The sequence below is a fragment of the Litorimonas sp. genome (assembly GCA_029936425.1).
In the GTDB taxonomy this organism is placed as follows: Bacteria; Pseudomonadota; Alphaproteobacteria; order Caulobacterales; family Maricaulaceae; genus Litorimonas.
Genome location: JAPYSU010000001.1, coordinates 189,541 through 201,414, shown reverse-complemented (window position 1 = coordinate 201,414; position 11,874 = coordinate 189,541). Strand labels below are relative to the sequence as shown.

11 protein-coding genes are annotated in these 11,874 nt (G+C 53.3%); 2 read left to right on the top strand and 9 right to left on the bottom strand.

Annotated elements, in window-relative coordinates; translation table 11 throughout:
• The 9 genes from gspM to gspE form a co-directional block, all read right to left on the bottom strand.
• Positions 1-181 (bottom strand): type II secretion system protein GspM (gene gspM, locus ACN0IC_RS01035; protein ID WP_416876888.1); only part of this gene is annotated, 181 nt, incomplete at its 3' end.
• Positions 181-1,278, bottom strand: coding sequence for a type II secretion system protein GspL (gene gspL / locus ACN0IC_RS01030; RefSeq protein WP_416876887.1), 1,098 nt, complete (start codon positions 1,276-1,278; stop codon positions 181-183). The genes gspM and gspL, both read right to left, overlap by 1 nt.
• Positions 1,279-1,281: 3 nt before the next feature.
• Complete coding sequence (gspK, locus tag ACN0IC_RS01025; RefSeq protein ID WP_416876886.1) at positions 1,282-2,331, bottom strand: type II secretion system minor pseudopilin GspK; 1,050 nt, start codon at positions 2,329-2,331, stop codon at positions 1,282-1,284.
• The gene (gene gspJ, locus ACN0IC_RS01020; RefSeq protein WP_416876885.1) at positions 2,328-2,936 is read right to left on the bottom strand and encodes a type II secretion system minor pseudopilin GspJ; all 609 of its coding nucleotides are present in this window, start codon (positions 2,934-2,936) and stop codon (positions 2,328-2,330) included. The genes gspK and gspJ overlap by 4 nt, the downstream gene beginning before the upstream one ends.
• Positions 2,933-3,319 carry a type II secretion system minor pseudopilin GspI gene (gspI, locus tag ACN0IC_RS01015; RefSeq protein WP_416876884.1) on the bottom strand — a complete coding sequence of 129 codons (387 nt, stop codon included), beginning with the start codon at positions 3,317-3,319 and terminating at the stop codon, positions 2,933-2,935. The genes gspJ and gspI overlap by 4 nt, the downstream gene beginning before the upstream one ends.
• Positions 3,316-3,804, bottom strand: a complete 489-nt coding sequence (locus ACN0IC_RS01010) for a prepilin-type N-terminal cleavage/methylation domain-containing protein (RefSeq protein ID WP_416876883.1) — start codon at positions 3,802-3,804, stop codon at positions 3,316-3,318. The genes gspI and ACN0IC_RS01010 overlap by 4 nt, the downstream gene beginning before the upstream one ends.
• A 9-nt stretch (positions 3,805-3,813) precedes the next feature.
• Positions 3,814-4,275, bottom strand: a complete 462-nt coding sequence (gene gspG / locus ACN0IC_RS01005) for a type II secretion system major pseudopilin GspG (protein ID WP_416876882.1) — start codon at positions 4,273-4,275, stop codon at positions 3,814-3,816.
• Positions 4,276-4,283: 8 nt separating this feature from the next.
• A complete protein-coding gene (gspF, locus tag ACN0IC_RS01000) occupies positions 4,284-5,504 on the bottom strand; it encodes a type II secretion system inner membrane protein GspF (protein ID WP_416876881.1) in 1,221 nt (406 codons plus the stop codon).
• A 3-nt stretch (positions 5,505-5,507) separates the two neighbouring features.
• Positions 5,508-6,986 (bottom strand): type II secretion system ATPase GspE, encoded by a 1,479-nt coding sequence (gene gspE, locus ACN0IC_RS00995; protein ID WP_416876880.1) that lies wholly within the window; start codon positions 6,984-6,986, stop codon positions 5,508-5,510.
• Between the two features lie 227 nt (positions 6,987-7,213).
• Here gspE and ACN0IC_RS00990 point away from each other — a divergent pair, with 227 nt between their 5' ends.
• Both ACN0IC_RS00990 and ACN0IC_RS00985 read left to right on the top strand, forming a co-directional pair.
• The gene (locus ACN0IC_RS00990) at positions 7,214-8,080 is read left to right on the top strand and encodes an ABC transporter ATP-binding protein (protein WP_416876879.1); all 867 of its coding nucleotides are present in this window, start codon (positions 7,214-7,216) and stop codon (positions 8,078-8,080) included.
• Between the two features lie 9 nt (positions 8,081-8,089).
• Positions 8,090-11,770 carry a M1 family aminopeptidase gene (locus ACN0IC_RS00985; protein WP_416876878.1) on the top strand — a complete coding sequence of 1,227 codons (3,681 nt, stop codon included), beginning with the start codon at positions 8,090-8,092 and terminating at the stop codon, positions 11,768-11,770.
• Positions 11,771-11,874: the final 104 nt, after the last annotated feature.

The following is an 11,874-nucleotide window of genomic DNA, read 5'->3' as shown; positions in this document are numbered from 1 at the left end:
CCGTCGTGTAATCCCGCTCCGCTCTCAAAAGATCTGCCCGCGCGTCACTTTGCGCGGAGAAAACGGGATTAAGAATAAATTGCCAGAAAACAACCAAAGCCACCAAGACGCCCATGACTGCCAGCAAAACCTGCTCGCGCGGGTCTCTTTCCTGCCAGAATTGTTGTAAACTCGAAAACATTAGCTCGCCCCTGCAATTCTCAAAACGGCTTCCCCGACAAAGCGCCCGCTTTGTTCGCGAACCCCGCCGGGGATGAAGTCCCCTCCGGCTTCTTCCATGGCGATTTTAACCGCTTCGGCGCGTTCAAAGCTCGGATAACTCAGGCGGAGTTGTAGCTCACTTCGGCTATCCTGAAAGCTCAGGCGTTCAATGGCGACATCGTCAAATTCCGCGAGCGCGCGAAAGGCAATATCGGACAGCGCCAGAAATTGCGTCGGCGCGACATTGCCGGACCGCGCCGCCTGCGTCACAGCCACGGCCGGATTGTTCGGGGCGGGCTGGCCGGTCTGCTGGGTATAAAGGCGCGCTGTTTCCAACTGCACATTTTCGGCCTGTTTCTGTATAGAGCGGGCTTCCAGCATTTCAAAAACCAACACGGCCAGTCCCAGACAGGCCGCGAGCGCCCCGAGGCGCATCCCTCTTTTCAACGTCCCGCTGAGCGCCGAGCGAGGGGCGTAGGGCCCCTGCATCAAATTATTTGCCTGCGTCAGGCGCGCGCCAATCGCGGCCAGAACCTGCGCGTGGTCTGCGGCGTTTACCGGGCCGTCATACCAGTCGATATCGAGCGTATGGCCCAGCGGCCCCGGAGACACCACGCGATCCGGCAAGGCGAGCGGAACAGAGTCCGCTTCAGTCAGGGCGTCATAATCCGTGAAGATAGACTGGACATTCAATCCGTTTTCCTGCGCCCACTCCTGCGCCTCTTCCATAAGCGTTTTTGAAATTACCGTGGCGAGATTGACCGGGCTTTCTTCAACCGTAACCTCGTCCTGCATAGCGACGTGGAGCGTTTCAAATGGAACGGAAAGACTGTCCTCAAGAGAAAAGAGAATCGCGTTTTTCCGCTCGCGGCGGCGCATTTTCGGAATATCATGGGCAAAAGTCTGCGCGTTTTGGCCCGGCAGGATAAGAGCGACCGGCAGTGTCTTACTCGCCAGCGCCTCAACCTCGTCCAGATGAGTCTGTCCCGTTTCCACAATTTGGCCGTCCCGCCAATGCCCCCATAAAAGCGGCGCAGACTCCGTGCCCGGCAGCAATAATATCAAGCCATCTCGCATGGTCTATCGCCCTTCCGAAGCAGTGGCCGCGTCGTCGGGACGCAGATAAGGGCGGAAACTTTCACGGCCCCACCCGCGATATGTCAGAAGCGGCTGCCCGTTGTCTACCCCTGTAAAGTGAAAGCTGCGTGATCTTTGAGCTTTTCGGTAGTTCAGCTCCAGTTCGACCCAAAGGGATTTGGGCGTGAAGATGACAGAGTTTTGAAGCAAGCCGACAATATTCGGTTCATCCTCTCGCTGCGGAAGGTCCTGCAAAAGAGGATTGGCCGTGAGCCTTTCCATGTCCAGATACCCTTGCTCGGGACGCTCCGAAATAAGTTGCCTGGCCAAAGGGAGGTTATCCGCCCCGCCGATTAACCCTGCCAGTATAGGGGCCTGCCACGGCTCGGCCGAGTCTATATTGAATTTCGTCTCGACATAAGATTCGCCGATACACAGCCAGGGCCGTAGAGCCTCATACAATTCCGGTGTCACCCCCCTCACCGCGCGAATTTCCATGACTGACGCCAAAGGCGTATTGGCCGGAAGGACCGGCGGCTTGCGGCGCAGGTAATCTCCGTCCTCCGCCCCGCCGGGCTGGGCCTGACTATCGGCGTCGACCCAATCTGTCAGAGTTGCTCTCAATCCCTCGGCCTGAAGGCGCGAAACGCCCAGTGCGTCCAGCGTGTTGATAAATTGTTCTCCGGCGGCTTCGTTGGGCTGGCCTTGTTTTGTGGTGAGACTACCGAGATTGAAACAATGCGATCCGTCCCGCACGGTCATTTGCATGACCCCGTTTTCAATCGGCAACAGGATCGGGTTAATACTCGCCAGAACCTGATTCCGGCCCTCGGGCGGTACGTCCTGAAGACGCTGAGCCAGAACATCCGCAACATAATCTTCCGCGCCTCGCACATACCAATCCGCTTGAGCGTAATCCGAGACATTGGCAGTGCGCTTTAAGGAAAGACGAATATCGTCCATTAACGCAACCGTCAGAGCCGCCATAATCGCCATCACAAGCAGCGTGGCGATTAAAACCGCGCCGCGTTCTTTATCGAGTTCCGGCTTCATCCGCGCAGCTCGAAAATATGTTCGGAGATATTCTGTCTTTCATCTGTCAGGACAAAGCGGATCACGCCGGGCAGCGGAAAGGAGTCTCCTGCTTCCACCGGCACGGCCAGACGCGTAACGGGAATAAGATCTTCGGATAAAAATTCGAGACGGGCAGAAAGTAGATTATCAAACAGCACGATTTCTCGGGGCTGGGTCGAGACATCGGGATTGGCCGTCGGCCAGCTCTGACGAATGAGTTTTCCTTCGCGAAAGAAATAGGCGACGCGCTCTGCGTCCCCTCTTGGTTCCAATCCTCCCGGATTCTCTCGGCCCAACCTCGTAAAATTAATCAGAGACTCTCCGTCTGTGGTCAAAACATAAGGCTCGAAACTACCCAATATATCCCGGCGGGCCCGCAGAGAAATCCGTTCAAAGTCGGTTCGCATTATGGCTCTCGCGGCCTGTAACCTGTTAAGCTCTTCCGTGCCCTGATTGACCCGATCCCGCACGGCGATAGAACTGCTCATGACAGTCATTGTGCCGGCCGAAATCAGTGAAAAGATAAAGAGACTCACGAGCATTTCGATGAGGGTAAAGCCAGCGTCGTTTGTTACTTTCCTCATGACGCTTCCCGCGTCACAAAGGCCCGGCGCTGTATGAGGATCTGCTCTGTTCTCGGGGAAGACACGCTTACGACCAGTTCAAAAAATTCCGGCACCTCGGTTTCAACCCGTTCCACGCGGTATTCAAATGTTCTACCACCGGATTGTTCTTCGCCGATGCGGGACTGGGCAAAGGGGTTTTCACTTTCAAGGCGCGCCAAAGCGAGCTGATTATCCGCAACAATGGAAGCATAGGTTTTTTCTTCCAGCTGATTGAGAGCTGTGACGGTTTGGGTTCCCGCCCGCGTCAGTCCGAGAATGGCAACGGAAAAAATAACAAGGCTCACCAAAACTTCGACCAAGGTGAAACCGGCGTCTTTTTGTCTTGTTATTTGAAGGGTCATTCCGTTTTGACCAGGACAATACGGCCCTTGCCCTCTGAACGAAGTTCATAACGGGCCTCAGGCCCTGACATGTCGAGAACAAACGGCGCGTTGAGTCCCGTGGGTTCAAAAATAATTTGCGGACTTATCTCATCGGGGAGTTCAACTTCCTGACCCTCACGTTGCAATTCCGGTTTAATACGGTCCGGCCAGTTTTGCCCCCCCGCCGGAACAAATTCCACACCATTATAGGCGTAAAATGAGAACTTTTCTTCCGTGAGTCCAAACCCGCGTACTTCGCCGCTGATGAGACCGTTCTGCACCATGGCGTTTAAATCGCGGGCAAGACGTTCTGCCTCAATCTGGGTTTCGGATTTCGGATTGGGAACGTTCATAATGACAACGCCAGACAGGAGGCCTATCAGCACCAAAACGCAAAGCATTTCGATAAGGGTAAAGCCCGCCTCTGAGCGTTTAATTACATCATATGACTTTTTTCGGAACATGCGTCCTTTTTATAACGCCTCATTCGAAATATCGGCCGCAGCGTCTTCTCCGCCGGGTTCGCCGTCAGAGCCGTAAGAGAAAATATCAACGACACTGTTTTCGCCCGGATAGCGATATTGATATTCATTTCCCCAAGGATCCAGAGGCAGTGAGCGTATATACCCCCCTTTCGGATATAAGGCTTCATCAACACCTGCGGGGGCTTCGACCAGCGCTTCCAATCCGGCGGATTGTTCCGGGTAATCATAGTAATCAAGATAGTAGCGGTCCAAAGATTGCTGCAACACGGCAATATCCGCTTTGGCTTTTTTGACCGAAGAATCTCCGATCAGCGGCAGAACATTGGCCACAACGACTGTCGTCAAAAGCCCGATAATGACCAATGTCACCAAAACCTCAACCAGGGTGAAGCCGGCTTCTTTGTCAGCTTCCCGTCTTTTCATTTCTGTTGTCTTTTCAATATCAGCCATGGGGCCTCCTAAAGAATGAATTGATTAAGCGTAAGGATCGGCAAGAATATGGCGGCGATAATCAATAACACTATACCCGCCAAGAATATGATGATGAGCGGCTCCAGCAAAGTCAAAAACACAGACGTCCGGGCTTCGAACTCACTTTCGAGGTAATCCGCAGAGCGCGAAAACATCTGCCCCGTGTCGCCGCTGGCTTCCCCGCCGGCCACCATTTGCGTCACCAGAGGCGGAAAAACTTTCGTCTTTTGCAGGGCCTGACTGAGCGCGGCGCCCTCTCGTACCCGCGTTGCCGCGCCGAGAACAGCTTCGCGCATGACAGAGTTTTTCAGTGTATGACGGGAGGTTTCCAGCGCGTCGAGGGCGGGGGTGCCGGCGCTAATCAATCCCGCCATTGTCCGCGAAAAGCGCGCCGCATTCAAATCGCGAATAATATTTCCGAGTAAGGGTGTTTTCAGCCGAACGCCGTCCCACCAATAGCGGGCCGCGGGACGTTTGAGCAGAAGTCTGAAGCCAAAATAAAGGGCCAGAATTGCGCCGAATATCCAAAGGCCATAAGATTTAAACACTTCGGAAAACCAGATTGTAAACCGCGTAATAGGCGGCAATTCCTGGCCAAAACTATCGAATTGCGCAACAACTTTGGGAACGACAAAAACCATCAAGACGGCAATGACGCCAATGGCCACAACGGATAAAACGATAGGATAAACCGTGGCGCCGAGGATTTTTCGGCGGATTGCCTGGGCGGCTTCCAGATCATCGGCCTGTCTCTCCAGAACCTGCGCCAATCGGCCCGAGGCCTCGCCAGAAGCAATCATCGCCACATAGAGATCGTCGAAAGCCTGAGGCTGGCTCTTCATGGCATCGGAAAGCTTGAGCCCTTCCATCACCTGCCCGCGAATGGAGAGCAGCACCCCGCGCATGGGCGAGCGTTCAAATTGAAGCGCAATGACCCGAAGCGCGTCTTCCACCGGGGTCGCGGCATTTATTAGAATGGCGAGCTGTCGGGTAGCGCGGGTCAAATCCTTTAATTTGATCCGACCAGACAGAAAGGAATTAGACGCCTCTGACGTCTTGGCGGTTTTCTTGCGGCTGCGGTTTAGATCCACCGGAATGAGGGCGCGGGCACGGAGCATGTCGCGGGCATCGCGAGACGAACTTGCCATTAATGTGCCGCGCTGTTTCGCGCCTTTGGCATCTATCGCGGCATAATCAAAGGCTTCCATTTTTTAGATGGCCTCTGCTGTGCTCGATTTGCAAACCCGGAGCACTTCTTCCGGGGAGGTCAGGCCGTCCACCACTGCCTGCGCCCCGCTTTGCAGAAGGGTCTGGCGGTTCCGGAAGGCATGTTTTGACATTTTTGACTCAGACGAACCGTCATGGATCATGGCGCGGAGTTTGTCATCCATCGTCACCATTTCATAAAGGCCCAAACGCCCGCGATAGCCAATATCCAAACATTCGTTACATCCCTTGGCGTGATAGAATGTCGTCGGTTCATTCGGCAAGCCAAGTTCGGAAAGCTCCGTCTCGCTGGCCTGATAAGGCGTTTTACAATTCGGGCAAAGTTCGCGCACCAATCGCTGAGCGACCAAAGCCGTAATGGTGCTGGCCAGAAGGAAAGGCTCGACGCCCATATCCCGCAAGCGGGCGATCGCGGCAATGGCGGAATTCGTATGAACCGTGGAAAGAACCAGGTGACCTGTCAGTGAGGCCTGCACGGCAATTTCTGCCGTTTCGGGGTCCCGGATTTCCCCGACCATCACCACATCCGGATCCTGGCGGAGAATGGCGCGAAGGCCCGCCGCGAAGCTCATCCCGACTTGAGAATTCACTTGTGTCTGGCCAATCCCGTCCAACGCGTATTCGACCGGGTCTTCGACCGTCAACACATTGCGGGAGCCATCATTTAATTCCGACAAGGCCCCGTAAAGTGTTGTCGTTTTACCGGAACCGGTCGGCCCTGTAACGAGAACAATACCATTGGGACGGGCAAGCGCGGATTTAAACGCCGCGAGCATGGGCGCGTTCATACCCAGCTCTGTCAGGGCCAGTCGCGAACTGTCCTTTTCCAATATCCGCATGACCAGCCGTTCGCCGTGACGCGACGGCAGGGTCGAGACCCGCACATCAATTGCCCTTTGACCGAGGTTAAGCGAAAACCGTCCATCCTGCGGGACACGTTTCTGCGCAATATCCAGCTGCGCCATGACCTTTACCCGGCTGACCAGAACAGGGGCGAGGCGCGCCGGGAGGCTCAGTTTTTCACTCAGCGTTCCATCGATCCGAAAACGTACGGAGAGCCGCTGCTCATAGGGTTCAATGTGAATATCAGAGGCGCGCGAGCGGATCGCTTCCTGTAAAATACCGTTGATAAGCCGGATAACGGGTGCGTCATCAGAATTATCCAACAGGTCAGAGGTCTTCGGAAGGCCATCTGCCAGAGCGTTCAAATCTTCGCCCGTTCCGATTGCGTCTTCCGAGGCGCTGGACAGATCATTTTGCGAATAGGTCTTGGACAGTTCCGTTTCAAAGATGGCGGGACTGACTTCCTGTTTCGGCAGGGCATGACCGACAGCGCGGCGCGCCTCCAGCAAAGCTGACAGGCTGACTTGCGGTCTGTGAAGCAGGCTTACACTGCCTTCCGCATCCGTGACAATCAGCACGCCTTGCGTTCTGGCAAAGCTATAATTGAGCTGAGGTGTCATACGAATGGCTTCCATAATTTTGATTTATAAACACCGCTGTCGCGAAAAGCGATTTAAGTTTTCATTATATTTTATCTGGTTTGACAGACATATTACAGCGGCCCTCGACGGCGGTGCAGTTTCACCCAGTCCAGATTGTAAAGGTTTATCGATAAACGAAAATAATTGTTGTTTTTCGATAAGATTTTGTTAGGTTTCCGTAAAATCGACTTTCGAAGGGGTCCGTCATGCTTTCCATCCAAAATATCCATAAACGTTTTGGCGATGTCCATGCACTGAATGATGTCAGTCTGGACCTGGAGCCGGGGCTATTTGGTCTTTTGGGCCCGAATGGGGCCGGTAAATCAACCCTGATGCGGACATTGGCCACACTTCAGAAACCGGATGAAGGCACGATAACCTTTCAAGGCAAGAATATTGTCTCCCATCCCAACGCCATTCGATCTGAACTGGGATATTTGCCGCAGGATTTCGGTGTTTACCCGCGCATGAGCGCTCTGGCCCTTCTGGATCACATCGCTATTCTGAAAGGCGTGACAAATAAGAGCGAACGGGATGACCAGATCATGTCGCTGCTCGAAAAGGTTAACCTCATCACGCACCGCACCGCTTCGGTCGCGACCTATTCCGGCGGGATGCGTCAGCGCTTCGGCGTCGCGCAGGCCTTGCTCGGCAACCCAAGACTTCTCATCGTGGATGAGCCGACAGCTGGGCTTGACCCCTTTGAGCGCCAACGTTTTCTAGACCTCCTCTCGGAATTTGGCCGGGAGAAAATTATTCTGCTCTCCACTCATATTGTCGAAGACGTTCGCGATATTTGCCCGGATATGGCGATTATGGGCAATGGCCAGATCGTCGTGCGCGGCGCCCCAGAAACCCTCATCGACCATATTCGCGGAAAAGTCTGGCGGAAATCAATCGACCGGGACGACCTGCCAACCGTTAAAAAGCAATATAAATTCCTCTCAAGCCGTCATTTGAAAGGCGGCATCCAGGCTTCTGTTCTAGCGGAAACCTCCCCCGGGCCGGGCTTTGAGCAAAAAGAAGAAACGCTCGAAGACGCCTATTTCGCCCACTTAAACGGTCTGGTTTAGGGGCGGCTCATGTTTAAACGTCTTTTGAAATTTGAAATGGGCTTTCAGGCCCGCCAGATCGGCTTTTGGGTCGTTCTCTTTGTTATGTTGGCTTACGGCGTCTTTGTCGCCGTTATCCCGGATCTTTTCGGATCAGGGCTAGGCGGCACCAAAATCAAGGCCAATGGCGCGCAGATGATCGCCGGCGGGATCGCCAATGCCTATCTGCCGGTGATTTTCTTTGGCGGAATCTTTGTTGTGACAGGTATCTTGCGCGACAAAACCTCCAATATGACGGAGATCATCCACTCCACACCGATTTCGACATTCGACATGACCGCATCGCGAATGACGGGCGTCTTCCTGATTATTTTCCTGAGCTTTTTTGTTTTCTTACTGGCGCAATTTCTGGGTTCATTCAGCCCCACGCTCGACAAGCTGACCCTTGGCCCCATACGTCCGATTTATTATCTGCAGCCGCTTTTGCTATTCACCCTTGTCAATGCCCTGTTCGTCACGGCCTTTTTCACCCTGATTGCCGGGCTGACCCACAACCGCATGCTCGTTTTGGTCAGCGCGATAGGTTTGTTTTTCTTCTCTATCATGTCCGGCGTTGTTATCGAGCTCGACATTCCCAAATGGGCGCAAGCTCTGGCTGACCCTTTCGGCGCTATTGCTTACACGCTCGATACAGAATTCTGGTCGACTGAGGACCGCAATACACGCCTCACACCGATATTCGGATATCTGGGTCTTAACCGGCTTGTTTGGGGCGTTATTTCGCTCGGCGTTTTGGCGCTTGTCTTTAGCCGGTTTAAACGCGGTATTGTCACAGGCAAAACCAAATTGCGCGGCGCAGTCCTTCAATCCAAAGACATTCCAGAATATAAAAGCGTTCAGCCGAAATTCGGTTTTGCCGCGGACCTGTCCGCTCTGTGGACACGCACAAAGTTCGAATATCTGACGACCGTGCGGTCTGTTCCGTTTATCATATTGGCCAGCCTCGCCATGGCTTTGTTTGCCTTTCTCATTATCGTCACGGTTTTCTTCTCCCCGCAAAAACTGGTGCCAACCAGCCTGTTTATGATGACGATTGGCTTTGGCAGTTTCTTCATTCCGGTTCTTTTAATTATCGCCTTTTTCTCCGCGGAAATGGTTTTCCGGGATCGAGGCGCAAAGTTTGTTGGACTGCTCGATTCCACCAAAGTGCGTAATTGGTCCTTACTGGTCGCCAAATGGATTGCCTTATCTGCCGCCCTCGCAACGCTTTGTGTGGTCGTCATGATTGTCGGCATGGCGATCCAGATCGCGGCCGGAGGCCCGCCTGTTAATCTTTCGCTTTATTTGAAATTTACCTTCCTGAATGCCTTCCCGAACTATCTGGCTTTCGCCTTTCTGGGATTATTTGTCCAAGCTTTCGTTCCCAACAGAATTGTCGGCATGCTCGTTGCGGCTGGGGCCATGGCGTTTGTTGCTCTCGTGGTGTCCAGGCTCCCATTCTATCACCCCCTCATGGGCTTTGGCGGAACCAGCCCGGGACAAGTTTCGGAAATCTCTCCTTACAATAGCTGGGTCTATTTCCGGTGGTTCAATCTCTATTGGGGCGCTCTCTGCGTTCTCTTCGCTGTGTTTAGCGTTTGGCTCTGGCGCCGCGGCTTCCAAGTTTCACTGCTACGCCGTCTCAAGGAATTGAAAACAAATATCACTCCGGCCTCAGGCGCGGTGGCGGCCGTGGCGCTCGCCGCCTTTATCGGCAGCGGTATTTACATCTACCAAGCCTATGAAAAGGTAGACTATGCCAATCAGAAAGCGCAGGAGAAACGTCAGGTCAAGGCTGAAAAAATGCTCGCAACCGAACGCGATTTGCCTCATCCGCATGTGCGCAGCGTCAGCATTGAAGCCGACATTTTTCCTGAAAAACAGGAAGCTACAGTCAGCGGAAAAATGATATTCGAGAACGCGTCGGGTGTTCCGATTTCCGAAATTTATGTCAATCCGGCCAGTGGCCACGAAGAAGACGTCAAACAATTTGACCTGAACGGCGCGGTTGAACTCACCGAAGGCACAAATGCCGAAGGAGACTCGATTGAAGAGATCAACGATTTAGGCGTTCGCGTTTTCCGGTTCGAGCCGGCCCTTGATCCCGGTGACAAGACGGAACTGGATTTTGAAACATTCTTTCATGGACCGCGCCTGGCGGATAGAAGTGCCATTTCAAAAGACGGGACATTCCTGAACAACTATGGTGGATTCGGTGTTAGTTCCCGCGTGATCCCGACAATGGGCGTGCCGGATCTTCGGATTCGAAATTCCAAAACCCGCCGCAAATATGACCTACCGGAATTGGAAAAACTCCCCGAACCGACAGATCCGGAGGCCGGAAAAGTTAACCTATTCGGCACACTGACAGGGCCAGCGGATTATATTGATTTTGAAGGTACGGTTTGCACCGCCGCCAATCAAATTCCGATTGCGCCCGGCGACCTCATCACAGAGTCTGTGGAAGGCGACCGCCGCTGCCGCACCTATCGCTCCGATACGCCGATCAGCAATTTCTTCTCTATCCTGTCGGGTAATTACGCCGTGACCGAAGATAGCTGGACTTCGCCGACCGGGAAAGTCATCCCGATCCGTGTTTATCATGCGGAAAGCCACAGCTATTCCGTTCAGGATATGATTAAGGCGACAAAGTTCGGTCTGACACATTATTCGGAAAATTTCGGGCCTTACCAATATAACTACTTCCGCATTATGGAAGTCCCTTTCATCGGATTTGCACAGGCGTTCGCCGGAACCATTCCTTACTCCGAACAGGGGTTTATCATGGATAGCGGCGAAGCAGGCGACATCAAAACACTTGATAATGCCGCCATAACAACAATGCATGAATTAGGCCATCAATGGTTCGCCCATCAGATAGTCCCCGGACGCTCTAGAGGATTTAATGTCCTGTCAGAAGGTTTGACTTCTTACGCGACCATGGATGCTTATGAAGCCCTATACGGATTTGATAAAGCGCTTTACGCTCTGGAAAATTCTACCATCGCCCAAATGCAGGCGCGGGCCTTTATTGACCGGGAAAAAGAAGTACCTCTCGCTGTTGCCGGAGAACAACAATATCTGGTTTATAACAAGGCCGACTGGGTCATGTGGGGGCTGAAACACTATATCGGCCCTGACAAAATGCGCCTTGCCATGCGCAATCTGATTGATGAGTTCGGCTCCAACGGTCCGCCTTATCCCACAACGAAAGATGTGACCAACGCGCTCCGCGAGGTGGCCGGACCTGACTATGATCAGCTGATTACAGATCAATGGGACCGCATTGTTTGGTGGGATATGAAATTTGGGGACGGCGAGCTTTCCGCAAGCAAGCTCCCAAATGGCCGCTACCGCGTCACCGTTCCGTTTGAAATGGACAAAAAGATCCAGACCGAAGACATGGAAAGCGCAGAAAGCTTTGCCGATATTGACGGCGAGAGTCTAAATGAATGGGTCGAAATCGGTTTCTATCAGGACGAGCCCGAAGCCCTCTGGAGTGACTGGACGAAGCTGGAGCAAGTGCGGGTTACTCAGGCTGAAAGTGAATTGGTTTTCGAGCTTGAGACGCTGCCAAATTATATCGCCATCGACCCGCGGCGCCTGCTGATGGAGCGAAATGTCGAAGACAATGTCAAACCACTCTCGACGAAACTCGCTTCCACCGAATAAAAAGCGGCCCTATCAAGAAGGCACTTTAAACACTCAGAGGAGCAAGCCTCGCTTGCTCCTTTTTCTTTTGCCTGATAAGTCACGCGGGTCATCGTCTAGCGAAA